General features: G+C 73.6%; 23 protein-coding genes. 9 read left to right on the top strand and 14 right to left on the bottom strand.

The annotated features are described in order from the left end of the window. Position 1: 1 nt before the first annotated feature. The 4 genes from ACQPXD_RS19540 to ACQPXD_RS19525 all read left to right on the top strand — a co-directional run bounded on the left by ACQPXD_RS19540 (position 2) and on the right by ACQPXD_RS19525 (position 2,606). Positions 2 to 247 carry a hypothetical protein gene (locus ACQPXD_RS19540; protein WP_432840426.1) on the top strand — a complete coding sequence of 82 codons (246 nt, stop codon included), beginning with the start codon at positions 2 to 4 and terminating at the stop codon, positions 245 to 247. A gap of 147 nt (positions 248 to 394) precedes the next feature. After that, the gene (locus ACQPXD_RS19535) at positions 395 to 523 is read left to right on the top strand and encodes a hypothetical protein (RefSeq protein ID WP_432840424.1); all 129 of its coding nucleotides are present in this window, start codon (positions 395 to 397) and stop codon (positions 521 to 523) included. A 54-nt stretch (positions 524 to 577) separates the two neighbouring features. Then, entirely contained in the window at positions 578 to 1,102 is a 525-nt protein-coding gene (locus tag ACQPXD_RS19530; protein WP_432840422.1) for an N-acetyltransferase family protein, read from the top strand. A gap of 85 nt (positions 1,103 to 1,187) precedes the next feature. Next, positions 1,188 to 2,606 carry an NAD(P)-binding domain-containing protein gene (locus ACQPXD_RS19525; protein ID WP_432840420.1) on the top strand — a complete coding sequence of 473 codons (1,419 nt, stop codon included), beginning with the start codon at positions 1,188 to 1,190 and terminating at the stop codon, positions 2,604 to 2,606. A 96-nt stretch (positions 2,607 to 2,702) separates the two neighbouring features. On the opposite strand, the gene ACQPXD_RS19520 is transcribed toward ACQPXD_RS19525, so the two are convergent. The 7 genes from ACQPXD_RS19520 to ACQPXD_RS19490 all read right to left on the bottom strand — a co-directional run bounded on the left by ACQPXD_RS19520 (position 2,703) and on the right by ACQPXD_RS19490 (position 10,934). After that, positions 2,703 to 3,956, bottom strand: coding sequence for an MFS transporter (locus tag ACQPXD_RS19520; protein ID WP_432840418.1), 1,254 nt, complete (start codon positions 3,954 to 3,956; stop codon positions 2,703 to 2,705). Continuing rightward, positions 3,953 to 5,350, bottom strand: coding sequence for an amidohydrolase family protein (locus ACQPXD_RS19515; RefSeq protein WP_432840416.1), 1,398 nt, complete (start codon positions 5,348 to 5,350; stop codon positions 3,953 to 3,955). Before ACQPXD_RS19515 ends, ACQPXD_RS19520 begins: the two co-directional genes overlap by 4 nt. Then, on the bottom strand, positions 5,350 to 6,267 hold the full coding sequence (locus tag ACQPXD_RS19510; RefSeq protein ID WP_432840414.1) for a VOC family protein: 918 nt from the start codon (positions 6,265 to 6,267) through the stop codon (positions 5,350 to 5,352). Before ACQPXD_RS19510 ends, ACQPXD_RS19515 begins: the two co-directional genes overlap by 1 nt. Positions 6,268 to 6,271: 4 nt before the next feature. Beyond that, positions 6,272 to 7,126 carry a fumarylacetoacetate hydrolase family protein gene (locus ACQPXD_RS19505; RefSeq protein ID WP_432840412.1) on the bottom strand — a complete coding sequence of 285 codons (855 nt, stop codon included), beginning with the start codon at positions 7,124 to 7,126 and terminating at the stop codon, positions 6,272 to 6,274. Continuing rightward, a complete protein-coding gene (locus ACQPXD_RS19500; RefSeq protein WP_432840410.1) occupies positions 7,126 to 8,751 on the bottom strand; it encodes an AMP-binding protein in 1,626 nt (541 codons plus the stop codon). Before ACQPXD_RS19500 ends, ACQPXD_RS19505 begins: the two co-directional genes overlap by 1 nt. Then, positions 8,736 to 10,163: an FAD-dependent monooxygenase gene (locus tag ACQPXD_RS19495; protein WP_432840408.1), complete on the bottom strand. Its 1,428-nt coding sequence runs from the start codon at positions 10,161 to 10,163 to the stop codon at positions 8,736 to 8,738. Before ACQPXD_RS19495 ends, ACQPXD_RS19500 begins: the two co-directional genes overlap by 16 nt. A gap of 69 nt (positions 10,164 to 10,232) precedes the next feature. Then, the gene (locus ACQPXD_RS19490) at positions 10,233 to 10,934 is read right to left on the bottom strand and encodes a TetR/AcrR family transcriptional regulator (protein WP_432840406.1); all 702 of its coding nucleotides are present in this window, start codon (positions 10,932 to 10,934) and stop codon (positions 10,233 to 10,235) included. A 106-nt stretch (positions 10,935 to 11,040) separates the two neighbouring features. Between ACQPXD_RS19490 and ACQPXD_RS19485 the strand changes: the two genes are divergently transcribed. After that, entirely contained in the window at positions 11,041 to 13,140 is a 2,100-nt protein-coding gene (locus tag ACQPXD_RS19485; protein ID WP_432840404.1) for a glycoside hydrolase family 3 protein, read from the top strand. A 3-nt stretch (positions 13,141 to 13,143) separates the two neighbouring features. On the opposite strand, the gene ACQPXD_RS19480 is transcribed toward ACQPXD_RS19485, so the two are convergent. Beyond that, positions 13,144 to 13,728: a TetR/AcrR family transcriptional regulator gene (locus tag ACQPXD_RS19480; RefSeq protein WP_432840402.1), complete on the bottom strand. Its 585-nt coding sequence runs from the start codon at positions 13,726 to 13,728 to the stop codon at positions 13,144 to 13,146. 66 nt (positions 13,729 to 13,794) lie between these two features. Between ACQPXD_RS19480 and ACQPXD_RS19475 the strand changes: the two genes are divergently transcribed. Continuing rightward, positions 13,795 to 14,772 (top strand): SDR family NAD(P)-dependent oxidoreductase, encoded by a 978-nt coding sequence (locus ACQPXD_RS19475; protein WP_432840400.1) that lies wholly within the window; start codon positions 13,795 to 13,797, stop codon positions 14,770 to 14,772. Here the strand turns inward: ACQPXD_RS19475 and ACQPXD_RS19470 are convergent. Next, the gene (locus ACQPXD_RS19470) at positions 14,744 to 15,160 is read right to left on the bottom strand and encodes a nitroreductase family deazaflavin-dependent oxidoreductase (protein WP_432840398.1); all 417 of its coding nucleotides are present in this window, start codon (positions 15,158 to 15,160) and stop codon (positions 14,744 to 14,746) included. The two genes, ACQPXD_RS19475 and ACQPXD_RS19470, sit on opposite strands and share 29 nt — an antisense overlap. Positions 15,161 to 15,246: 86 nt before the next feature. Between ACQPXD_RS19470 and ACQPXD_RS19465 the strand changes: the two genes are divergently transcribed. Both ACQPXD_RS19465 and ACQPXD_RS19460 read left to right on the top strand, forming a co-directional pair. Beyond that, on the top strand, positions 15,247 to 15,870 hold the full coding sequence (locus ACQPXD_RS19465; RefSeq protein ID WP_432840396.1) for a TetR/AcrR family transcriptional regulator: 624 nt from the start codon (positions 15,247 to 15,249) through the stop codon (positions 15,868 to 15,870). A gap of 121 nt (positions 15,871 to 15,991) precedes the next feature. After that, entirely contained in the window at positions 15,992 to 17,560 is a 1,569-nt protein-coding gene (locus ACQPXD_RS19460) for an IS1182 family transposase (protein ID WP_432824780.1), read from the top strand. A 45-nt stretch (positions 17,561 to 17,605) separates the two neighbouring features. On the opposite strand, the gene ACQPXD_RS19455 is transcribed toward ACQPXD_RS19460, so the two are convergent. Both ACQPXD_RS19455 and ACQPXD_RS19450 read right to left on the bottom strand, forming a co-directional pair. Further along, positions 17,606 to 18,745: a nucleotide disphospho-sugar-binding domain-containing protein gene (locus tag ACQPXD_RS19455; protein ID WP_432840394.1), complete on the bottom strand. Its 1,140-nt coding sequence runs from the start codon at positions 18,743 to 18,745 to the stop codon at positions 17,606 to 17,608. Between the two features lie 28 nt (positions 18,746 to 18,773). Continuing rightward, on the bottom strand, positions 18,774 to 19,781 hold the full coding sequence (locus ACQPXD_RS19450) for an acyltransferase domain-containing protein (RefSeq protein WP_432840392.1): 1,008 nt from the start codon (positions 19,779 to 19,781) through the stop codon (positions 18,774 to 18,776). Positions 19,782 to 19,941: 160 nt separating this feature from the next. Between ACQPXD_RS19450 and rfbH the strand changes: the two genes are divergently transcribed. Further along, the gene (gene rfbH / locus ACQPXD_RS19445; RefSeq protein WP_432840390.1) at positions 19,942 to 21,246 is read left to right on the top strand and encodes a lipopolysaccharide biosynthesis protein RfbH; all 1,305 of its coding nucleotides are present in this window, start codon (positions 19,942 to 19,944) and stop codon (positions 21,244 to 21,246) included. On the opposite strand, the gene ACQPXD_RS19440 is transcribed toward rfbH, so the two are convergent. From ACQPXD_RS19440 to ACQPXD_RS19430, 3 genes are all read right to left on the bottom strand, one after another. Next, positions 21,227 to 21,895: a response regulator transcription factor gene (locus ACQPXD_RS19440; RefSeq protein ID WP_432840388.1), complete on the bottom strand. Its 669-nt coding sequence runs from the start codon at positions 21,893 to 21,895 to the stop codon at positions 21,227 to 21,229. The genes rfbH and ACQPXD_RS19440 overlap by 20 nt on opposite strands. 123 nt (positions 21,896 to 22,018) lie before the next feature. Beyond that, the gene (locus ACQPXD_RS19435; RefSeq protein WP_432840386.1) at positions 22,019 to 22,996 is read right to left on the bottom strand and encodes a Gfo/Idh/MocA family protein; all 978 of its coding nucleotides are present in this window, start codon (positions 22,994 to 22,996) and stop codon (positions 22,019 to 22,021) included. Beyond that, positions 22,990 to 24,369, bottom strand: a complete 1,380-nt coding sequence (locus ACQPXD_RS19430; protein WP_432843900.1) for an NDP-hexose 2,3-dehydratase family protein — start codon at positions 24,367 to 24,369, stop codon at positions 22,990 to 22,992. Before ACQPXD_RS19430 ends, ACQPXD_RS19435 begins: the two co-directional genes overlap by 7 nt. Between the last annotated feature and the right edge of the window lie 233 nt (positions 24,370 to 24,602).

The following is a 24,602-nucleotide window of genomic DNA, read 5'->3' as shown; positions in this document are numbered from 1 at the left end:
CATGAGCGACACGGACACGACCTCCATGACCGGCGGGTTCGCCGGCGATCCGGCGGCCGCGCTGACCGTCGCCGGGACGGGCGGCTGTTGCGGCAACCCGGCCGTCGCCACGCTCGACCCGGCCGAGCCGACCGCCGCGGGCGCGCCGTGCTGCGGCACGTCCGGCGAGGCGGCCTCCGAGGGCTCGTGCTGCGGCAGCGCGGCGAAGGCCGACGCGGTCGCGTCCGGTCAGGGCTGCTGCGGATGAGCGGCCCGGCCCGCCCACCCGCCGCGCCCATCGCCGACCGGCTGCAAGCCGCCCTCGGCCAGGTCTCCAGCGAGCGGATGGCCGCGACCGTCGCCGGGGCGCCGCTCCGCCGCCGCCGGCCTCGCCGCGGCCGGGATCGGCGCCGGGATGGCCGGCTACCACAGCCCGGCCGGCACCCCGGACCGGGTCGAGATCGCCACCCTCACCGCCGTCGCCCGGCTCGTCGTCGCCACGGCGTTGCTCGTCACCGCCGGCCCGGGTACCGTTTCCCCCTAGATCGTGACAAACGGCGAAACCGGCCGGGCGAGCGGAGAGACCCGGAGACTGCGCATGACCACCACTCCCGCCCGCACCGCCGTCCTCGTGCGGCCGATGACCGCGGCGGACGCCGACCCGGTCCTGGCGATCTACCAGGCCGGGCTCGACGGCGGCAACGCCAGCTTCGAGCACACCGCCCCCGACTGGACCGCGTTCGACGCGGGAAAGCTGCCCGACCACCGCCTCGTCGCCGTCGACGGCACCGAGACCGTCCTCGGGTGGGTCGCCGTCTCCCGCGTGTCGGCCCGCGCCGTGTACTCCGGCGTGGTCGAACACTCCGTCTACGTCGGCCCCGCCGCACAGGGCCGCGGCGTCGGCCGGACCCTGCTCGACGCGCTCATCGCCTCCACCGAGGCGGCCGGCATCTGGACCATCCAGTCCGGGGTGTTCCCGGAGAACACCGCCAGCCTGGCGCTGCACCACGCCGCCGGGTTCCGCACCGTCGGCGTCCGCGAACGCGTCGCCCGGCACGCCGCCCAGGGCAACCGGTGGCGCGACGTGGTCTTCCTCGAGCGCCGCAGCCCGCACATCAGCTAGATCATCCCCCGGCGTCCCCCATCCCGTGGGTACCGTCGGCCCTCTTGTTTCGACATTCTTCAAAACAACGAAGGGAATGTCCGATATGACCAACCCGCTCGACGGCCGGCCGGTCGTCGTCATCGGCGCCGGCCCGGTCGGCCTCGCCGCCGCGGCCCACCTCGCCGAGCGCGGCCTCGCGTTCACCGTCCTCGAGGCCGGCGACCGGCCCGCCGCCGCCGTGCGGGAATGGGGTCACGTCCGGCTGTTCTCCCCTTGGCGGTACAACGTCGACGCGGCCGCCCGGCGGTTGCTGGCCGACGTGGGCTGGGTCGAGCCCGACCCGGACGTCCTGCCGACCGGCGCCCAGCTCGCCGGCGACTACCTGCAGCCCCTCGCCGGCCTGCCCGCGCTCAAGCCACACCTCCGCTACGGCGCCCGCGTGCAGGCCGTGACCCGGCTCGGCCTCGACCGGCTGCGCACCGCCGGCCGCGACACCGCACCGTTCCTCGTCCGGCTCGCGGACGGTGCCGAGGTACTCGCCCGCGCGGTCATCGACGCCTCCGGCACCTGGACCACGCCGAACGTCCTCGGCGCCTCCGGCATCCCCGCCCGGGGCGAGACGGCCGCCGCCGGGTTCGTGGAGTCGGCGCTGCCGGACGTGCTCGGCGCCGGCCGGGACCGGTTCGCCGGGCGGCGCACCCTCGTCGTCGGCGCGGGGCACTCCGCCGCCAACACCCTGCTCCTGCTGGCCGAGCTCGCCGCCCAGGCGCCCGGCACCTCCGTGGTGTGGGCGATCCGCCCGGCCGGCCCGGCCCGCACCTACGGCGGCGGGACCGCCGACGCCCTGCCGGCCCGCGGCGCGATCGGCACCCGGCTGCGCGAACACGTCGAAGCCGGAACCATCGAGCTCGTCACGAGCTTCTCCATCCAGGCCCTCACCGCCACCGACGACGACCGGGTCACCGTGTCCGACGGCACCCGCGGGATCACCGCCGACCGGATCGTGTCCGCGACCGGCTTCCGCCCCGACCACACCATCGCCGCCGAGCTGCGCCTCGACCTGGACCCGATCCTCGGCTCCACCCGGGCCCTGGCGCCCCTGATCGACCCGAACGTGCACTCCTGCGGCACCGTCCCGCCGCACGGCGTCGACGAACTCACCCACCCCGAGCCCGGCTTCTACACCATCGGGGTCAAGTCCTACGGGCGCGCACCCACGTTCCTGCTCGCCACCGGCTACGAACAGGCCCGCTCCGTCGTCGCGGCGCTGGCCGGCGACTGGGCCGCCGCCCGCGACGTCCGGCTCGACCTGCCCGAAACCGGCGTCTGCAGCAGCGACCTACCCCTCGACGCCACCACCATCACCGCTGGCGGCAGCTGCTGCGGACCCACCCCGGTCGCCGCCCCCGCCGGTCGCGGCCTGTCCACCGGCGTCAGCGGCGGCCTCCTCACCGCCCCGCTGACCCTGCTGCCCGTCATCGACACCAGCGGCGGACCGGCCGGCGACGCCTGCTGCGGCTGAGCGTGGCCCGGATGAACACCGGCTGCGGGTGGCCGCGACCCTCACGGATCAAAGCCACCCGCCGGTCTTCCCCGGTCCCTGGGATTCGGCTCGCGGTCAGCGGACGCCGCGGATCCCGAGGATCACCAGGCCGCTGACCGCGGCGAAGCCGATGCTCGCCACGAAGAGCGCCGCGTAGGCGTCCGGGCCACCGCCGAGGGCGGCGACGACGAGCCCCGCGACGAAGGCGGCCAGGGTCTGCGGCGCCGCGTTGGCGATGTTGAGGATGCCCATGTCGCGGGCCGCGTCGTCGGCGCGGGGCAGCACCAGGGTGGCGATCGCCGTGTCGACCGCGAGGAAGCACCCGAACCCCAGCCCCATGACCGACACGTAGACGATCATCGCCGGGAGGCCGGTCGAGAGGATCGGCGGGACGGCGGCGACGATCAGGAGGGTGGCGGCGATGACGACGAAGAGCCGGTACCGTCGCAGCCGGTCGGACAGCAGGCCGCCGACGACGGTGCCGGTCACCATCGCGGTCCCGGCGATGACGGTGAGCACGGCGAGCGCGTCCGCCGCCTCCCAGCGGGCGGGAAGCCGGACGCGGGACTCCAGGATGAAGAGCAGGTAGTGAAACACGATGAGGTACGCCATCATCGCGGCGGCCCGCGACAGGAAGGCGAGCAGGAAGTCGCGGTGGCGCAGGGCGTTGGCGGCGGTGAGCAGCTGGCCGCGGATCGGGACCACCTCGGCGCGCGGGCGCCGCCGCTCAGGGTTGAGCGTCACGAACAGTACCGCTGAACCGGCGACCATCAGGCCGAAGACGGCATAGGCCAGCGCCGGGCGGTCGATGAGGCGGCTGGCCGATCCGACACCGACGATCGCGGCGACCGGCGTCGCCACCCCGACGAAGGCGCTGGCCACGCCGCGCTGGCCGCGAGGGACGCGATCCGGGACCACCGCCGTGATGACCGCCTGGAAGCCGTTCAGCAGCACGGTGACCAGGCACCACACCCCGACGAGCAGCACGATCGAGCCGGCGCCGGCCACCCACAGCGTCCCGGCCGCGGCCGACAGCCCGAAGCCGGCGATCCAGGGGTTGCGGCGGCCGGAGCGATCCGACAGGGCCCCGGTCAGCGGCTGGGCGAGGAGGGCGACCACGGCCGCCGAGCCGGTCACGATGCTGAGGTTGAGCGCCTTGCGCACCGGATCGGGATCGATCCCGGCCACCTGGGTCGGCAGCAGGACGGCCGCGGCGCCGAGGTACGTGCTGAACAGCGCCAGGTTCGCCGCCAGCAGCGGCGAGAGCAGCCGGAACAGCGGCCCCCGGGACAGCCGCTCCGCCGCCGGCGCGATCGGGTCCGTGATCATCGCACGGTTCGGTTCGCGGCGACCCGGTCCCGGATCGCGGCCAGCGCCGCGGCGTCGTAGTAGCGCCCGGCCCGGACCACGCCGGCGATCGCGTGCAGGTGCCGGCTGTCGGCGAGCGGGTCGGCGCGCAGCAGCACCAGGTCGGCGTCGCGGCCCGGCTCGACGGTGCCCATGGTCGCGGTCGTGCCGAGGAACTCGGCGGCGTTGAGCGTCGCCGTCTGCAGGACGCGCAGCGGGGACAGCCCGGCGGCGGAGAGCTCGTCGAACTCCTGGTGCAGCGCGGCGCCGGCGATGTTCCAGATCGCGCCGCAGGCGTCGCTGCCGGCCAGGAGGCGGACGCCGGCCTCGTCGAAGAGCTTCGTCAGGATGCGGTGGGTGGCGTAGACGGCGGCGAAGGCGGACCGCTGGGCCTCGGGCCGGCGACCGAAGGTGTCGGCCGACGCCCGCCACCGTTTGACGGCGCGGGGATGCACGTAGCGGAGGTTGGCGTCGGCGCGGAACTCGGCGTGGTCGGCGAGGTGGGTGGTGCGCTGGCGGATCAGGGTCGGGCAGTGCCAGGTGCCCTCGGCCGCGAACCGCCCGGCGAGGCCGCGGGCCTGGTCGGCGTCGAACGTGTCGATGGCGCGCCGGTAGAGCTCGACCGAGGACTCGCGGGCCAGGACGAGCGGGTTGATGACGATCCGTTCCGTGATCCGGCGCATGACCTGATCGAGGAACGGCATCCTGGGCGGTGGCAGCCGCAGGCGGGGGCCGCCGCCCTGCGCCGCCCGCACGGCGGCGTCGCCGGAGCAGGCGCAGAGCATGCCGGTGCCGGGGCCGAGGTGCTCGATGCTGCGCATCCCGCCGCGCGCGGCCGCGACCACGTCGGCGCCGCTGGGCAGGTGGCCGGCGACCGGGATGCCCAGCCGCCGGCCCTCGGCGAGGACCGGCTCGAGCGCGGCGGCGGGCAGGGCGGCGAGCTTCACGAAGTCGGCGCCCGCGGCGTGCTGGGCGGCCACAGTGGCGACCGCGGCCTCGGGCGTGGCGGCGTTGACCGGGGTGAGCACGTCGCCGGGCATGGCCAGCAGCCGCGGCGCGGCCTCGGGCAGCCGCAGCGCGGACCGGTCGCGCAGCAGGGCGGCGCTGCCGGCCATCTGACGGAATCCGGTGATGCCGTGGGCCAGCATGAGCTCGAGCGCTCCGGCCGGGTCGCCCAGTTGCAGCGGGTGGGCGTGCATGTCGACGAACCCGGGCACGACGAACAGGCCGGTGGCGTCGACCGTGACCGCGCCGGCGGGAGCGTCGCCCCCGACGGCCCCGATCCGTCCATTGTGGATGACGAGGTCGACCGCCGGGGTGAGCGTGCCGGTGCGGGTGCCGACCACGGTCGCGGCGCGCAGGACCAGCGTGTCCACTAGCCCTCGCCCCGCATCATCAGCTCGGCGACGTCGTCGGGGAGGTGGAAGTCGCGCGGTGGCGGCGGCGCCCAGGCGCACTGGCTGGACCTCCCCCGCCACTCGAGCGCGTCCCAGCGCAGCCGCTCGGTGATGATGTCCAGGTCGCTGTAGTACTCGGCGAAGTTGCCCGCGGGGTCGCGCAGGTACCAGAAGAAGTTGCCGCCGACGTTGTGCCGGCCCAGGCCCCAGACGTGGCGGGTGCGGTCCTGGGTCACCATGTGCGCGGCACCGCGGCCGACCTCGTCGACGTCGTCGACCTGCCACGACGTGTGGTGCAGAAATCGGGCCGGGGCGGCGGCGACCATGAGGTTGTGGTGGTCGGTGGAGCAGCGGACGAACTTGCCGACGTGCCGGACGGTGTCGCTGACCTGGAAGCCGAGCAGGTCGATGAACAGGTGCTCGCTGCGGGCGGTGTCGACGCTGCCGACCACGACGTGGCCCAGGCGCCGGGGCCGGACCTGGCCGGCGCGCATGCTGCCGGGGGCGCGCTCGTCGCGCCGGCGGTCGGCTCCCGGCGCGTTCACCCGCGGCTCGTCCGGCGGCGTCTGGTCGTACCGCGGGGAAATGGTGACGCGCACCCGGACCCCGCTGCCCTCGTCGGTGGTGACGACGGCTTCGGGCGTTCGCTGGAAGGCGTGGTCCGCACCGGTCAGGTTGGCGGCGATCCGGTCGAGGTCGTCCGGGTCGTCGCAGCCGAGGCCGAGCTCGACCAGGCCCCGGCGCGGGCGGGCGACGAGCTCGAGCTGCTCGCCGCCGTCGGCCGTGGCGAACCGGCCGGCGCCGAGGTGGTCGAGGCCGAAGTCGCGGTAGAAGTCCGTCGACCCGGCCACGTCGGGCACGGCGACGGTGAGCTTCGTCAGGCGGTGCAGTGGCATGTCGTCACCCGATCTCCTGCCCGCGGCAGGTGTTGCGCATGAGGCCGAGCCCGGCGATCTCGCTGGTGATCACGTCGCCCGGGGCGAGGTAGCGGCGGGGGTCGCGGGTCGAGCCGACCCCGGCCGGCGTCCCGGTGAAGATGAGGTCGCCCGGCAGCAGCGACACGTGCCGGGAGATGTGGGCGACGATCCGCGCGACCGGGAAGACCATGCTCGCGGTCGTCGCGTCCTGCATGCGCTCGCCGTTGACGGCGCAGCGGATCGGCAGGTCGTCCCGGTCGGGGATCTCGTCGAGGGTGACCAGCGCCGGCCCGATCGGGCCGAACGTCGGGAAGGACTTCGCGAGGTCCAGGTGCGGCAGCGGCTTGCGGAACTGGACCCGCCGCTCCGAGATGTCCTGCCCGACGGTGAGGCCGGCGACGTGGTCCCAGGCCTCGGCCTCCGCGACCCGCTCGGCCCGGCGGCCGATCACCACCACCAGCTCCACCTCCCAGTCGGCGCGGTCGCTGGGCAGGACCACGTCGTCGAACGGGCCGGTGATGCAGGAGGGGAACTTGGTGAAGACGTACGGCGCCTCGGGCGCCGCGGCGGCCGCCTCGGCCGCGTGGTCGAGATAGTTCACCGCCAGCGCGAACACCTGCCGGGGGCGGGGTACCGGGGCGCCGAGCCGCGCGTCCTCGTAGGAGCCCCATCCCGGCCCCGGCGCCCGCGTGGCGGCCCAGTCCCGCAACTCGTCCCACCGCTCGAGCAGGGCCACCGGGTCGGCGGGGAACCGCCCGTCCGACGCGCGCGCCACGTCCAGGCAGCGCCGGTCGTCGCCGAGGATCGCCGCCCGGCCGTCCACCGTGCCCAGTCGCATCAGAGCACCTCCGATCCGCTGGCAAGCCGCTCGACGAGCAGCCGCTTGGCGAGCTTGCCCACGGGGGTGCGCGGGAACTCGTCGATCACCTCGAGCCGCTCGGGCCACTTGAACCGGGCCACGTCGCGCTGGCTGAGGAAGTCGGTCACCGAGTCCAGCGTCGGCGTGGCGCCGGGCGCCGCGATGACGAAGACGCAGGCCCGCTGGCCGAGCCGGGCGTCGGGCAGGCCGACCAGGGCGGCGTCGGCGATGCCGGGGTGCTGGCGGAGCAGCTCCTCGATCTCCTCGGCGTTGATCTTCTCGCCGCCGCGGCTCACGAGGTCCTTGACCCGCCCCTCGATCCGCAGGCACCGGCGCCCGTCGATCGTGATGACGCGGGCGAGGTCGCCGGTGCGCAGGAAGCCGTCCGGGGTGAACGCCCGCGCGTTGTGGTCCTCGGCGCGGTAGTAGCCGCGCAGGGTGTATGGCCCCCGGACGCACAGCTCGCCGACGGCGTCGTCGGCCGGTGCACCGGTCATCGGATCGGCGACCAGGAACTCGTCGAGCTCCGACAGCGGGTAGCCGACCGTCTCCCGCCGCATCGCCACCGGCGCGTCCGCCGGCATCGAGGTGGAGAAGCCCTCGCTCATGCCGTAGAACTGGCACACCCGGTAGGCCTCGGTGTCGAGCCGGTCGAAGAGCTCTTCCGGTACCCGGGGCAGGGCCAGCGACAGCCGGCGCAGCGTCGCGGTGGCGGCGGCGAACGCGGGGTCGTCGCAGATCTCCGTGATCAGGGAGGTCAGCGTGCCGAAGTGGGTGATCCGCTCCGCCCGCAGCGTGTCCAGCACGGCGGCGGGCGACCACACGGACAGCACGAGCGTCGCCCCGACCGAGTGCGCGGCGAAGAGCCCGGCGTGCAGGCCGGAGTTGTGGAACACGGGTAGGAAATGGGCCACCCGGTCGCCGGCCCGGTAGTCCCAGCGCTGCGCGGAGGCCCGCCCGTAGTACCAGTAGGAGCAGTGCAGATGCGGGATCAATTTGGGGGTACCGCTGGTGCCTCCCGACAGCTGCAGCAGCGCCACGTCCTCGGCGTCGATCGCGGGCGGCTCGGGCGCGCGGTCCCGGGCGGGCGCCGTGTCCAGCCGGATCGCCGCGCCGTCGCCGCCGCGCACGCTGAACGTCAGCTCCATCGTGGCCACCGACGAGCGCACCTCGGCGGCGAAGGCCAGCAGGTCGCGGCCGGGGATGTCGGCCTGGACCAGGTGGGCCCGGGCGCCGGCGATCGTGGCGATGGCGTCGATCTCGTGGTGGCGGAACGGCACCAGGCTGCAGATCGGCACGGCGCCCATCTTCAGCAGGCCGTAGAAGGCCTCGATCGCCTCCACCGTGTTGCCCAGCTGGAGGATGACGGCGTCGCCGGTCCGCAGCCCGTGGTGCACCAGCTCGGCGGCGATGGCGTCGGAGCGCCGGTCGAGCTCGCCGTAGGTCACCCGGCGCTCGGCCGTGACCACCGCCTCCACGTCGGGGTGGCGCAGCGCCGTGGCGTGCAGCTCGGCGCCGATGGTGCGCCGGCCCCAGAGCCCGGCGTCGCGGTAGCGCCGGGCGAAGTCGGCCGGGTACGGCACGGCGTCTACGAGTCCTGACATGAAGCCTCCTGAGCGACCTCTACGTAGTCGGTTCGCCGGCACAACGCGCCCAGCGCCAGGTCGGCGACGTCGGCGGCGGTGCCCTGGACGATGGTCGTGACGGCGCGGGCGCGCAGCAGCTCGGCCAGCTCCATGCGGTCCAGCACCGCGTCGCGGCCGGGCGGTCCGGCCAGCCGCACCGGGGTGGCGGAGCCGCCGAACCGGCCGGATATCTCGTCGAGGCCGCCGGCCGGGACCGCGACCGTGACCGGCTCCGCGTCACCGCCCGGGGCGTACCGGCCGGCGATGTCGTGCGGATCGGTGCCGTCCGGCGCCAGCTCGGCGACCAGCCGGGGGTCCAGCCGGGCCAGGTCGGAAAGCCCGAGCGCGCCTGTGCGGGTGAGGTAGCCGGCCAGCAGCACGGGCAGCGGCGCGTCGTAGCGGATGCCGAGCGTCGTCCACCAGCGCTCGCTGCGCTGGGCCCGGCGCTGCAGCCGGTCGGTCGCCGCGCGGCGCGCGTCCTCGTAGGCGGCGAACGCGGCCGGCATCGACGCCTCCCCGTCGAGCGCCTCGACGAGCGCGAAGGCGTCCGCCATGGCCAGCGCCGTGCCCGAGCCGACGGTGTAGTGCGCGGTCAGCGCGGCGTCGCCGATCAGCACCACCCGGCCGGCCGAGCGCGCGGCGCAGCGCACCGTCGTGAACGCCGACCAGCCGGCCTGCTTGGTGGCGAGGCGTTGCCCGCCGAGCAGATCGGCGAACTGCTCCTCCAGCCGCGCGATGACCGGCGACCCGTCGTCCCAGTTCTTGATCGTCTCGGCCGCACCGTCGACCTGGAAGGTCACCCGGTCGGGTCCGTACGGCATGACGTGGGCCGTCAGCGGGCCGGACGGGGTCCGGGTGAGGTTGAGGGTCATCGCGGGCAGCGCCAGCGACGCCCCGCACCAGAGGTAGAGCAGCTCGCCGGGGTGCGCGCTCGCCCCGATCCGGTCGGCGAGGGCCCCGCGGGTCTCGCTGCCCACGCCGTCGGCGCCGATGACGATGTCCGCACCGGCCACGTCGGCGACGCCGATCGTCCGTCCGGTGCGGACGACGACGCCGGCGCGTTCGGCGTGCCGGCCGACGACCGTGAGCAGGGCGCTGCGGGAGATGCCGACGCCGTGGGCGTTGCTGACGCTGACCGTGACGCCGTCGCGCCGGACGCTCTGCCGGTTGAGCGGGTGCGCGACGGCCTCGAGGTCGGCGGCGCAGGCCGGCGCGAGATCGGCGAGCTGGGCCAGGACGCCGGCCCGCAGGCCCACGCCGTAGCCGAAGGTCGCGTCGGCCGGGTTGCGCTCGAAGACCTCGACCGACCAGTCCGGGTGCCGTTGCTTGAGCAGCAGGGCGGCGGTCATCCCGCCGGGTCCGCCGCCGATGACCGCCGCCGTCAGAGCCATGCGAGGCATCGTGCCCGCTCCGGGCGACCCTCGTCAACATGGGCGTCAAAAAATCAACGCCGACGTTGATCAGGCGAGGTGCCGCTCCAGGAAGTCCAGGTCGCGGCGGATCGAGGCCAGCACGGCGGCGGCATCCGTGCCGGCGCGCTCGCCGCCCGGCGCGCGGAGGCTCGCGACGGCGAGGTCGGCGAGGCTGTCGCCGAGGGCGTCGACCGCGGGGCCGCGCGACTCGGAGTACCACCAGGCCACCCAGTTGATCATGCCCAGGATGGCGAACGTGGCCACGCGCTGGTCGCAGCGCCGGAAGACGCCCGACGCCATGCCGTCGGCGATCACCTCCCCCACGCTGTTCACCACCAGCCGCCGGACGTCGGTGGCCGTCGCGGCGCCGCGGAACTCCTCGGCGAGGTCGCTGGTGAGGATGAGGCGGAAGCGGCCCGGCGCGGCCGCGATGGGCGCGATGAGCGCCCGCACGAGCCGGTCCAGCCGCTCGTCGGCCGGGCCGGGACCGGCGGCCTGCTCGACGGCGGTGCTCGTCGCCTCGGCGAGCCCGTCGATGAGGCGGGCGAGGATGGCCTCCTTGCCGGGGAAGTAGTGGTACAGCGCGGGGCGGCTCGTGCCCAGCGCGGCCGCGATGTCCTGCATGCTCGTCGCCGCGAAGCCGCGGGCGGCGAACAACTGGGCCGCGACCTCCAGGATGTCGGCCTCGACGAGCCCGCGCCGGCGCCCCGCGCCGTCGGCCGGCCCGGCCGGCTTTCCTTCCGTCTCCATCCTTGGCACCGTAGCCGGTCGGCGTTCCCGACTCATATCTACACCGACGTCGTTTATTCGACGGTACTGTTGACGAGCCGCGAGATGCCCGGGCATCATGACCGGCATGCCGATGACGACCGAGGCTCGGGTGGCGGACCTGCTCGCGCGGATGACCCTGGCCGAGAAAGCGGCCCTGATGTTCCACGCCACGACGGTGATCGGGCCGGACGGCACGCTGACCGACGGCGTCCCCGAGCTGGGCATCGAGGGCACGGAGCAGCTGATCGGCGGCCTGGGCCTCACCCACCTCAACCTGCTGGGCACCGCGGCCGACGCCCGCACGACGGCCGAGTGGCACAACCGCCTCCAGCGGCGCGCCCTCGACACCCGGCTGGGCATCCCGATCACGCTGGCCTCGGACCCGCGGCACCACTTCACCGACAATCCGCTCGCCTCGGCGATGGCGGGGGCCTTCTCCCAGTGGCCGGAGCCCATCGGCCTGGCCGCGCTGCGCTCGCCCGATCTCGTCGCCCGGTTCGCCGATGTCGTGCGCCAGGAGTACACGGCCGTCGGCATCCGCGTCGCCATCCACCCCCAGATCGACGTCGCCACCGAGCCGCGCTGGGGACGGATCAGCGGCACCTTCGGCGAGGACGCCGGCCTGACCGCCGAACTCGGCGTCGCATACGTCCGCGGCCTGCAGGGCGAGACCGTCGGCCCCACGTCGGTGGCCGCCATGGTGAAACACTTCCCGGGCGGCGGGCCGCAGCGCGACGGCGAGGACCCGCACTTTCCCTACGGCCGCGAGCAGGTCTACCCGGGCGGCCGCTTCCGCTACCACCTGGCGCCGTTCGAGGCGGCGATCCGGGCCGGCGCCGCGCAGGTCATGCCCTACTACGGCATGCCCGTCGGCACGGAGTACGAGGAGGTGGGGTTCGCCTTCGACCGCGCCGTCATCACCGGCCTGCTGCGCGAGGAACTGGGGTTCGACGGGATCGTGTGCACCGACTGGGCCATCGTGACCGACTCGGCGATGCTCGGCCAGACCGTGCCGGCCCGGGCCTGGGGCGTCGAGCGGCTCGGCGTCCTCGATCGCGTCCAGCGGGTCATCGACGCCGGCTGCGACCAGTTCGGCGGCGAGTCCGTCCCCGAGCTGGTGGTACGCCTGGTCGAGGAGGGCCGGGTCAGCGAGGAGCGCATCGAGGCGTCCGCCCGCCGCCTGCTGCGCCAGAAGTTCGAGCTCGGCCTGTTCGACAACCCGTTCGCCGACCCCGACCGGGCCGAGTCGACGGTCGGCCGCCCGACCTTCGTGTCGGCGGGCGCCGCGGCACAACGGCGGGCCTACACGCTGCTGACCAACCGGGACGGCCGGCTGCCGCTCGCCACCGGGCTGCGCGTCTACGCCGAGCACGTCGACGCCCGGCTGCTGGCCCGCTACGCCACGGTCGTCTCCTCCCCCGCCGAGGCGGACGTGGCGCTGATCCGGCTCAAGGCGCCCTTCGAGCCGCGCCAGGGGGCGTTCGAGTCGCTGTTCCACGCCGGCACGCTCGAGTACGCCCCCGCGGAGCGGGCGCGCCAGGCCGCGCTCTACCGGCAGGTGTCCACCGTCGTCGACCTCTACCTCGACCGGCCCGCCGCCGTCCCCGAGATCGCCGCCGCGGCCGCCGCGCTGCTGGGCAGCTACGGCAGCAGCGACGAGGCCTTCCTCGACGTCGTCTTCGGCTACGCCGCCCCCGAGGGCGCCCTGCCCTTCGACCTGCCCTCGTCGACCGCCGCGGTCGCGGCCAGCCGCCCGGACGTGCCGTTCGACACCGCCGGGCCGCTGTTCCGCTTCGGCCACGGCCTGCGGTACCCGGCCGGCGCCGTCCGTCCCCGCCCCGCCGGCCACGCCCCCGCCGCCGAGCCCGTCGCCGCTCCGCGCGGCTCGGGCCCCGCCGACGTCGACGGCACCTGGACCCTGACCGTGCAGACCCCGGGCGGCGACCGGCCGGCCACGCTCCGGCTGACCGGCGCCGGCAAGACCCTCTCCGGCGACCTCAACGGCACGCCGATCACGCACGGCCGGATCGACGACGACCGCATCAGCTTCAAGGCGGCCCTCACCGAACCGTTCAAACTCAAGGTGAACTGCACCGCCACCGTCAGCGGCGACCAGCTCACCGGCACCGCCAAGGCCGCCCTGATCCCGATCAGCGTCGGCTTCACCGGCAGCCGGCTGGCCTGAGGGTCACGCTCCGTGCCGCACGCGGCAATCGAGGGCCGACAGGAGCAGGTCCACGCCGACGGTCATCCGCGCGACGAACTGTTCTCGGGTGGCCACCTCGTGCTTGACGCCACTGACGGTGCTCAGCAACGTCTGGGCCGTGTCCTGCGCCAGCGCATCGCGCTCGCGGGGCACGCCGGTCGCGACGGCTTCGGTGACCATCGCGGCGAAGCGTTCCGGGTAATCGGTGACGATGGATCCGAGCAGCTCCGGGTTGGTGTCCATGAGGACGGCCACGTCTTTGGCCATCGGCCCGACGTAACGACCCGTCCAGGAGTCGAAGGCTTCGATCAACCGATCGCGCAGCGGACGGGCGGTGTCGTCCAGGGTCCGCTTCGCGGCTTCGAGGTCGTCGTCGAGGGCTTGCGTCACGGCGGCCCGGAACAGGCTCTGTTTCGAGCTGAACAGGAAGTAGAGACCCGGGCGGGAGATGTCCGCGGCGCGGGCGACGTCGTCCATCGAGGTCTTCCGGTAGCCGTAGCGGGCGAAGGTCGCCAGCGCGGCCGCCAGGACCCGCTCGCGCCGACCGCTCTCGTCGCTCTCGCTCACGATCATCAGGGTACCAGTGGCTAGACTCACTAGACAAACTGAGCCTCAGTTGTATAGTCAGTTGACATGCGGTTGATCACCACTCGGTTCGACGCCGGCAGCACCGCCGACGACGTCGTCGCCGGCCTCGACCTCTCCGGTGTCCGCGCCGTCGTCACCGGCGCGTCGTCGGGCATCGGCGTGGAAACGGCCCGGTCCCTCGCCCGCGCCGGAGCCGAGGTCACCCTCGCGGTCCGCAACACCGAAGCGGGCGCCAGGGCCGCCGAGGACATCGCCGCGTCGACCGGCGCCGGCAACGTGCACGTCAGCGCGCTGGACCTCGTCGACCGGTCCTCCATCGCCGGGTTCGCCGGCCGGTGGACCGGGCCGCTGCACCTGCTCATCAACAACGCCGGCGTCGTCGTCAGCCGGCTGAGCCGCAGCCCGGAGGGCTGGGAGCTGCAGTTCGCCACCAACCATCTCGGCCACTTCGCGCTGAGCTTGGGCCTGCACGACGCCCTCGCCGCCGGAGCCCGGGAACGCGGCGAGGCCCGCATCGTCTCGGTCAGCTCCACGGCGCACATGAGGTCCCCGATCGTCTTCGACGACCTCCACTTCGAGCGGCGCGAGTACGACCCGCAGGCCGCTTACGCACAATCGAAGACGGCCAACGCGCTCTTCGCCGTCGAAGCCACGCGCCGATGGCAGGCCGACGGCATCGTCGCGAACGCGGTCAACCCCGGCGGCGTCGCCACCGGCCTGCAACGGGACTTCACACCACAGCAGCTGGCATACCTGGCCGCGGCGGAGGCGTCCGGCGCCTTCGTCTGGAAGACCGCCCAGCAGGGCGCCGCCACCACGCTCGTCGCCGCGGTGGCCCCCGAGTTCGGCCACACCGGCGGCCACTACCTCGACGACGGACGCGAGGCCTACACCGTCGCCGACGACGCGGACCTGTTCGGCAACAGCCACGGCGTCAAACAGTGGGCGCTGGACCCCGGCGCCGCCCGGCGGCTGTGGACGGTGTCGCTGGACCTCATCGATCGACCGCCGTCAGCCGGATGACGGGCAGGCGGCGGGTCGTCATGGTCCGGTAGTCCGCCATGCCCGGCATCGCCGCGGTGACCACCGCCCAGACGCGCTCGTAGTCCTCGGCGGGCACCTCGCTCGCCACGACGCCGAGGGTCTCGGTGCCCACTTCCACGACGATGCGGGGGTTCGCCTTGAGGTTGTGGTACCACGCCGGGTTGACCGGCGCACCGCCGAACGAGGCGACGACCACCATGTCGCCGCCGTCGGAGGTGTAGCCCACCGGGTTGATCCGCTCCTCGCCCGAGCGGGCGCCCACGGTGTGCAGCAGCAGCACGTGAGCGCCGGCGAACCGGCCGCCGACCTTGCCGCCGTTGGCCCGGAACTCGGCGATGACGCCGCGGTTGACTTCCGCGAGATCCACGATCTTCTCCCCATCATAGTCAGCTCTATCGATCGGGCTATCCTATAGCGACGAGAGCCGGCCACCCGAAGCCTATGATGATTGGCGTGGCGAGTCCCCTGAGGGGCCGGCGGGCCGAGTACGCGCAGGCGACGCACGATGCCATCCGCTGTGCCGCGCACGAGCTGTTCGTGTCCAAGGGCTACTTCGCCACGCGGGTCGAGGAGATCGCGCGGGCCGCCCGGGTCTCCCCCGCCACCGTCTACGCGGTCGGCGGCGGCAAGAACGGCCTGCTCCGCGACCTCATCCAGGCCGGCACCGAGGACGACCAGATCGCCGAGATCAGCGGCGCCATCGAGTCGATCGCCGAGCCGCGGGAGCTGATCCGGCTGATCGTCGACGCGCGGCGCGCCCGGTTCGAGCGCTGGTCCGGGCTCATCCGCCAGGTGGTCGCCGCCGCGCCGCAGGAGCCCAAGGTGCGGGAGTGCCTGGAGCTCGCCAACGCGGCCATCCACGGCGGCCTGACCCGGGTCGCCCACCGCCTCTCCGACATGGGCGCGCTGCGGCCCGGCCTCACCGTGGAAAAGGCCACGGACATCCTGTGGTACTTCGTCGCCGACGCCTCCTACTTCCGGCTCACCGAGGACCTGCACTGGCCCCTGCCCGCCGCCGCCGACTGGTTACGCGAGCAGGTGACGGCCGCGCTCCTCGACCCGGACGAGCGCCGCTAGAGCGTCGGCCAAGTATTCGTCGGATCTCTTCGGTGTGGCGCTGTTGAGGTGGCCAGCGCACGTGGTAGGCCGGGTTGGTGGGCGGTAGGCGCCTGTGTGGACCCGGGAGTGGGGTTGGTTGATGCGGCCGGGGGTGTGGCGTCCGGCGGTGGAGTTGTCGGCGGCTGAGGCGCAGATCGTTCGGCGGGTGCGGCGGGCGAAGCTGTTCGTGATGTTGCGGCAGCGTCGCCATGAGTTGTTCGACGAGCAGTTCCAGGAGGAACTGGCCGGGTTGTACGGGCCGGGGGTGAAGGGGCAGCCGCCGGTACCACCCGCGCGGTTGGCTCTGGCCACGATCCTGCAGGCGTACACCGGTGTCTCGGATGACGAGGTGATCGAGGCGCTGGTGATGGACCGGCGCTGGCAGTTGGTGCTGGACTGCCTCGACGTGCAGGAACCGCCGTTCGCGAAGGGCACGTTGCAGAATTTCCGCAACCGGCTGATCGGCGCGGACCTGGACCGGCGGTTGATCGAACGGACCGTGGAACTGGCCGCTACCCCGGCGGCGGGGCGGGCGTTGCGGGCGGCGTTGGACTCCAGCCCGTTGTGGGGAGTGGGCCGGGTCGAGGACACGTTGAACTTGATGGGACACGCCCTGCGCAAGGCCCTGGGTGTGATCGCGGTCCAGCAGGGGTGGGGGCTGGCCGAAGGAACCGCCGGGGGGATCGGGGTGCTGGCCGGGCAGGCCGGTGCGCCGGTCCTGGCCGGGTCGAGTCTGAAGGCGGCCCTGGACCTGGACTGGGACGACCCGGCCGCCCGCGACCACGCCCTGGCCACGGTGCTGGGGGCGCTGGAGGCGGTGGCCGGGTTCGTGGCCGCCCAGCCACAGCCGGCACCCGCCGCGGTGGCCGCGGTCGCGGTGGCCCGGCAGGTTCGCGACCAGGACGTGGACACCGATGCCGGCACGCTGCGTCGTGGGGTGGCCAAGGACCGGCGGATCAGCGTGGAAGACCCGGACATGCGCCACGGCCGCAAATCACGCTCCAGGCTGTTCGACGGGTACAAGCGGCACGTGCTGCGCGACCTGGACACCGGTCTGATCGCCGCGGTCGGGATCACCCCGGCCAACGTGCCCGAGGCGACGGTCACCGACGCCATCACCGCCGACCTGGCCGCCGCGGACACCACCCTGGCCGAGTTGCACATCGACCGGGCCTACCTGCCCTCCACGCTGGTCCGCGACCGCGGCGACACCCTGGCGATCTTCTGCAAGGCGTGGCGAGTCCGCAACAGCAACGGCCGCTACACCAAGACCGACTTCCGGCTGGATTTCGACCGCGGGCAGCTGACCTGCCCCAACCAGGCGACCATCCCGTTCACCCCGGGCAAGACCGTCACGTTCCCGAAGGCCACCTGCGCCGCCTGCCCGCTGCGGAGCCGGTGCACCACCAGCAGCAGCGGACGCAGCATCGCCGTCCACCCCGATGAGGCACTCCTGGCCGAACTCCGCGAGCGGCAGGCCACCCCGGCCGGGCGTGCGCAACTCCGCGAACGCGTCGCTGTCGAGCACGCCCTGGCCCACATCGGCCACTGGCAAGGACACCGCGCCCGCTACCGAGGCACCCGCAAGAACCTCTTCGACCTCCGCCGCACCGCCGTGGTCCACAACCTCCACATCATCGCCCGCCAACCCGACCAGACAGCCGCCTGATCGATTACTTGGCCGACGCTCTAGCACCTGGTCTTTCTTCCGCCCTTACCGGTGCCCGGTCCGGGCGAGCTGTTCGAGGACGGTCACCACGTCCGCCGGTGCTTGCTGGGCGGCCAGCTCGTCGGCGAGGGCGCACGAATGCTCCCGGTAGTCGGGCTTTTCCAGCAGTTCGACAACGGCGTCGCGGATCGCCGCGCCGGTGACCTCGTCCGGCAGCAGCCGCCGGGCCACGCCGGTGGCGCAGAAGCGCTGTGACGTGCCGAACTGGTCGGTGGCCTGGGGGAGCAGCAGTTGCGGTACCCGGTGGACCAGGGAGGTCATCGCCGAGCCGGTGCCGCCGTGGTGGATCGCGACGGCGCAGTGCGGCAGTACCATGTCCAGGGACATCCAGCCGGCGTGCCGGACACGGTCGCCCAGTGCCGGCCGCAGCGTCCGGGCGAGCGCGTCGTCGATGCCGAGCACCGTTTCCACGCCCAGGTCGGACAGCTGCGCGACCACGCCGGCGATGAGTTTTTCCGGTCCGGCCGCGGCGGTTGGCAGGACGCTGCCGAAGGTCAGGCAGACCAGCGGGCGGTCGCCGCCCGCGCCGGCCAGCCAGTCCGGCAGCTCCGATCGCCCGTTGTAGGGGATGTACCGCATGTAGGTGCCGGGCGGCGCGTCCGGGTGCTGCAGGGTTCTCGGGCACTGGTGCAGCGTGCCCGCGGGCGGCTCGAGCCGTTGCGGTGCGAGCTGCCGGGCGGCGGCCGCGCGGAACTCCGGCGGTGCCGCCAGACCCCAGCTCTGCTCGACCCAGGGCAAGCGGTGGCGGGCCGCGGCGAGCCGGCCCGCATACTCGCACGGCTCGCTGAGCACCAGGTCCGGTCGCCACGCCCGTACGACGTCGAGCATGCCGTCCAGCGTTTCCGCGGCGAGCCGGGCCCAGCCGCGGCCGCTCGCCGCCAGGCTGGCCTCGAGCCCGGCTTCCCGCTCCGCGACGGATCCGGTGCCGTTGGCGCTGGTGTAGTCCTGCCGGCTCAGGCCGGCGGTGACCGCGACGGGCAGGCCGGCCGCGGTCACCGCGTCCGCGAAGTCGGCCGCCGGCACGGCCACCAGCACCTCGTGCCCGGCGCACCGCAGCGCCCAGGCCAGCGGCACCATCGGGAAGAAGTGGCCGTACAGCGCAATGGTGGTGAGCAACACTCGCACGAATGACTCCTCTGCGGGTCGAAGAACGCTACCGGTGCTCGGCGATGCGGTGGCCTTCCTGGCGCAGGCGTTGCGCCGCGGCCCGCGCGGCCCGCGCGTCGTCGCCCGGGCGGCCCGGCAGCACGGCCACGACCTCGCTGGCGCGGCACGCCACCGCCGGATGGCGCCGCGCGATGGTGGCCAGTGCCGCCCGGGGCGCGGTGTCCAGCAGCATGAGCCGGCCGCGGGCGAGCAGCGTGTCGAGGGCCGGCCAGAACCGCACGCAGGCCATCGGCTGGGCCGCCCAGAAGGCGGGGTCCGTCGCCTGGTCCGGGAGCAGCTCAGCGGCGGTGCAGCCGGACACCAGCGGGATGCGCGGCGGGCGGAGCCGGGTGCGGGCCAGCATGGGCAGCGTGGCAGCCACCACCGGCGCCATCATCGGGCTGTGGAACGCCGTGCCGGAGCGCACCGGCAGGTAGGCGAGCCCCGCGTCGCGCAGTCGCCGCCCGACGGCCGGCAACGCGGCGGCCGGGCCCGCGACGACCGTGTTCCGGGGCGCGTTCACCGCCGCGATCGCCGTGCCCTCCGGCAGCAGGGGCGTGATCTCGGCGGCCCCGGCGGCGACCGCGAGCATGCCGCCGAGGCCGGCCCGCTCGGCACAGCGGCTGCGATGCGCCACGAGCCGGATCGCGTCGCCGACGTCGAAGACCCCGGCCAGCGCCGCCGCGGCGAGCTCGCCGACGCTGTGACCGAGCAGCACGGCCGGGCGTACCCCCCAATCGGTCACCATCCGGCCGATGGCGTACCCGAGGGCGAACAGCAGCGACTGGGCCTCCAGCGTCCCGTCCACGGCGGTGCCGGTGTCCAGCCAGGCCCGCCGCAGGCGCCGGCCGGCGCCGTCCAGATGCCCGAGGACGGTATCCATGGCCGCGGCGAACCCGGGCTCGGCGTCGTAGAGGCCGGCGCCCATGCGGGGGTGCTGCGCGCCCTGCCCGGCGAAGAGCAGGGCGACGGGGCGCGGGCCGGCGGGAACGGCGGCGGGTGGTGCTGGCCCCATGCTGGCGCTCCCTTCCGCGGCCGCTCGGCCGGCCGGCTGCGGTGATCGTGCCCCGGGGCGCTCGAATCCCGCTCGCGCCGGACGCACCAGTCCGGTTCGACCTGTCCTCGACCGGCGGTCGGCACAGTCGGGGCGTCTGATTCTCGGCTGGAGGCGACACATGGATGGCGACACCAGGGCTCTGGTGCTGGAGCAGGTCCGCAAGTACCACCAGGAGCAGAAGTCCGCCGACTTCGTCCCCGGCGTGACGCCGATCCTGGCGTCCGGCGCGGTGCTCGACGAGGACGACCGGGTGGCGATCGTGGAGGCCGCGCTGGACCTGCGCATTGCCGCCGGGCCGAGCGCGCGGCGGTTCGAAAGCGCCTTCGCGCGGTACTTCGGGCTCCGCAAGGCCCACCTGGTCAACTCCGGTTCCTCGGCGAACCTGCTGGCCCTGGCCGCCCTGACGTCGCCGAAGCTCAAGGAGATGCGGCTGCGCCCCGGCGACGAGGTCGTCACCGTGGCCGCCGGCTTCCCGACCACGGTCAACCCGATCGTGCAGAACGGCCTCACCCCGGTCTTCGTCGACGTGGAGCTCGGCACCTACAACACGACCGCCGAACGGGTCGAGGCGGCCCTGTCCGACCGGACCCGGGTCATCATGATGGCGCACACCCTGGGCAACCCGTTCCAGGCCGAGGAGATCGCACGGATCGCGGACGAGCGCGGGCTGTTCCTCATCGAGGACAACTGCGACGCGGTCGGCTCCACCTACCGCGGCCGGCTCACCGGCACGTTCGGCGACCTGACCACGGTGAGCTTCTATCCCGCGCACCACATCACCAGCGGCGAGGGCGGTTGCGTGCTGACCCGGAGCCTGGAGCTGGCCCGCATCGTGGAGTCGATGCGTGACTGGGGCCGCGACTGCTGGTGTGAGCCGGGTGAGGACAACAAGTGCCTGAAGCGCTTCGACTATCAGCTGGGCACCCTACCGGCGGGCTATGACCACAAGTACATCTTCTCCCACGTCGGGTACAACCTGAAGTCGACCGACATCCAGGGCGCCCTCGCGCTGAGCCAGCTGCGCCGGATCGCCGAGTTCGGCCAGGCGCGCCGGCGCAACTGGCAGCGCCTGCGGGACGGCCTGGCGGACGTTCCCGGCCTGATGCTCCCCCGGGCGACGCCGGACAGCGACCCGAGCTGGTTCGGATTCGTCATCACCGTGCTGCCCGACGCCGGCTACACCCGCAGCGACCTGGTGGCATTCCTCGAGTCGCGGCGGATCGGCACCCGGCGGCTCTTCGGCGGCAACCTCACCCGGCACCCGGCCTACGAGGACGTGCGGTTCCGCGTGGTGGGCGATCTTCGCAACTCCGACATCGTCACCGAGTCCACCTTCTGGATCGGCGTCTACCCCGGGGTCACGACGGACATGGTCGACTACATGATCGAGTCCATCGTCGAGTTCACATCCAGAGCCCGTTGAGCCACGCCCAGTTCGAGTCCAGCGTCCCCGGCGGGAGCAGCAGTGCCGCGGCGACGGCCCGGTTGACGGCGTCGATGCGCGACCGGGCCCCGAGCTTGGCGAAGATGTTGCGCAGGTGCCGCTTGACCGTCCCCTCGACGATGTCCAGCTGACTGGCGATCTGTGCGTTGCTCAGGCCGATCGCGACGAGTCCCAGCACCTGGCGCTCCCGGTCCGACAGCAGCACCTTCGACCCGTTGAGCGCCTGATCCGCCGGCTCGGGCGCCCAGACGGCCAGGCAGGTGGCCTCCTGGCGGACCTTGTCGATCTCCCGCAGCTTGGTGATCAGCTTCCGCCGGGTCACCGCCTTCACCGGCCAGACGTCGATGCCCTTGCCGAGCGAGCGGCGCAGCACGGCCGGATGGTGGCGGGCGCAGAGCACGATGATGGTCATCGCGGGCAGCAGGCGCCTGAGCTGGTGCACCGTGCTGACGAGCCCTCCGCCCGGACACTCCGCCTGCAGGATGACGGCGTCGGGCCGCTGGTCGGCCGCGAGCGCGACCGCGTCGTCGAACGACTTCCCCTCCCCCACGACGACCAGCCCGGGCTCGAGATCGATCATCGCGCGCAGCCCGTCGCGGAACAGCGCGTTGTCATCGACGACGAGCACGCGTGAATACGATCTCGTCGGCCCCGTCATCGGCGCGCGTCGAATGTAGGCCAGTCGTACCACCCGACAAGTCCCAGTCCCACTGCCGCACCCCCGTCGCATCGCCGGATATGAATTTGCAGGTTACCGCGCACACGGCGCTCGCCGGGCCAACGTCAGAATTTTGTCCACGACATCGGCCTGGTGCAGGGAGGCGGCCTCGTAGTCGTCGAGAGCGCTCACGCCCCGCACGGCGGCGAGGAAGCACGCGATCGCGTTGCGGAACTGACGGTCCGGCGGCAGCGTGCGCTCCTCCTGGCGACCGTCCCGTTCCAGCCGTACGACGGGAGCGTGCCCGTCCGGCGGGGTGAACGCGCGCGGCACCACGATCCGGCCGCGCGCGCCGGTGAGCGCGTAGCCGGCCCGATACGGCCCCAGCATGCCGAACTCGATGGACGCCGGGATGCCCGCCGGCGAGAGCAGCAGCGCCCGGCCGGCGAGATCGACCGTATCCCGCGACGGGCCGCGCAGCACCGAGCCGACGTGCTGCAGGCCCTCGCCGAGCAGGTACAGCGCGGCGCGCACGGGGTACACCCCCTGGTCGAGCAGCGCGCCGCCGCCGAGGTCCGCGACCAGGCGGATGTCGCCGTCCGGCCGCGGTGGAATCGTGAAGCGGCCGTCGAACCCGTGCAGTGCGCCGATCGCGCCGTCAGCCAGCAGCCCCACGACCGCCCGGTGCTGGGCGTGGTGGACGAACGTCATGTTCTCCATCAGCACCCGCCCGTGCGATCTGGCCAGGTCGAACAGTCGTTCCGCGTCGGCGCGCCGGGTCGCGAGCGGCTTCTCGACCAGCACGTGCTTGCCGGCGCGCAGGGCCCGGTCCGCCCACCGCGCGTGCAGGCCGGGCGGGAGCGGCAGGTATACGGCGTCCACGTCGGCGCGCTCCAGCAGCGCCGCATAGCCCGTGACCGCCGCGCAGCCGATCTCGCCGGCGAGCCGCTCGGCCCGCCCCCGGTCCCGGCTCGCGACGGCCGACACGGCCGTGCCCGGCAGCCCGGCCAGCGCCGGCAGCGTCTTACGCCGGGCGATGTCCGCGCAGCCGAGGATCCCCCACCTCACCATAGCGAGTGCAGGCAGGCGACGAGCCCGCGCGCCTCGACGTTGAAATAGTTGCTGTGCCGCAGCAGCTCCGTCATCTGCCGGACCGTCATCCACCGGTAGTCGTCGGGCGCGTCGAGCGGGAAGTCGTCGCCCACCTCGACGATGAGGTTGCGGATCTCGGCGTGGTAGAAGCGGCCGCCCTCCTCCGACTGCACGACGTCGTAGCGGATGCGCTCGGGCGCCGCGCCGGCGACCACGTCGAGGAAGGGCGGCCGGAGCCCGGCGAACGCCCCGGTGTAGTTGGCCGGGTCGCACTGCACGGTCGGGGCGAACTCGGCGATCGACGCGGACCCGGCCTCCACCCGGGCATGCACGAGGACGTGCAGGACGCCGCGGATCCGCCGGACCAGGAAGGCGATGATCGACCGCGACCGCGGCGCGAAGAGCGGCTGGGTCCAGCGGGTCACCTCCCGGGCGGTGGCCCGGACGTCGACCGCGATCACGGTGAAGTAGCGGTCGTCCTGATGCCGGATCACGTCCGGCTCGTGCACCCAGTGCTCCACCGCGTTCAGCGGGATCGGTGTCTGCGCGAAATCGCGCCGCGCGCGCACGTCGGTGAGCCAGCTGATCAGTTCGACCAGCGTGTGCCGCTCGTAGGGCCAGCCGGCGATCGAGCGCTGCAAGGCGCCGCGGAAGCCGTCGCCGTCGGTGTCCACGGCGGTGAACGGCAGGCAGGACAGCACCGTGCGGGCGTCCATGTTCACCATGTTGTCCTCCCGCAGCAGCCGCTGGACCTGGCCCAGCGACAACCAGCAGAAGTCGCCGCCCACGGGCACGTCACCGGTCACCTCGACCACCATGTTGCGGTTGCGCTTGCGCAGGAACCACGAGCCCTGCTCGGACTGCAGCACGTCGGCGAGGACCCGGCCGCGGCGCGGACCGATGAAGTACTCCAGATACTGCACCGCCTGTCCGCGGTGCGCGCCGGTGTAGTTGCTGCGGGTGGCCTGCACTGTCGGCGAGAGCTGCACCACGTTGACGTTGCCCGGCTCCATCTTCGCCTGCATCAGCAGGTGCAGCACGCCGTTGAACTCGCGGGCGAGGATGCCCAGCACCCCGACCTCGGGCTGGTTGATGATCGGCTGGGACCAGCCGCCCTCCGGATGGGCGTCCGTGCGCAGCTGGAGCCCTTCGATGCTGAAGAAGCGACCGGTGTCGTGGGCGAGGTTGCCGGTGCTCGGCGCCCGGTGCCAGCCGACGAGCTGGTCGAAGCGGATGCGCTCGACCTCGAAGCGGTACGCCGCGCGGCGCTGCCGCACCCAGTCGTGCAGCTGGTCGAACGACGTGACGTCACTGTCGCCGGCGAGGGCCGCGCGGGTGAAGCGGTTCGCCATCACCCAGCTCGGCGCCGCCGGCAGGGTTAGGAAGTCGGTCAATGCTGCCTCCGGGGGCAGGCCGGCCCGCCGTCGGGATGCCCCGGGCGCGCCGGATGAGGGTGACACTCGGCGCGTCGAGCGTGCGGGCCGGCGATCGAGCGCGCTTCAAGCGCCGGACGGCGCCGCCACGGGGGCCCAGGTCCAGCTGTGCTCGACCGCCGGTCGATCCGGTGCTGCGAGAGTGCGGGCGA

Origin of the sequence: Dactylosporangium sp. CA-092794 (assembly GCF_050948465.1) — a bacterium.
GTDB lineage: Bacteria > Actinomycetota > Actinomycetes > Mycobacteriales > Micromonosporaceae > Dactylosporangium.
The sequence above is the reverse complement of the archived record's forward strand: the minus strand, read 5'-3'. Positions and strand labels throughout refer to the sequence as shown.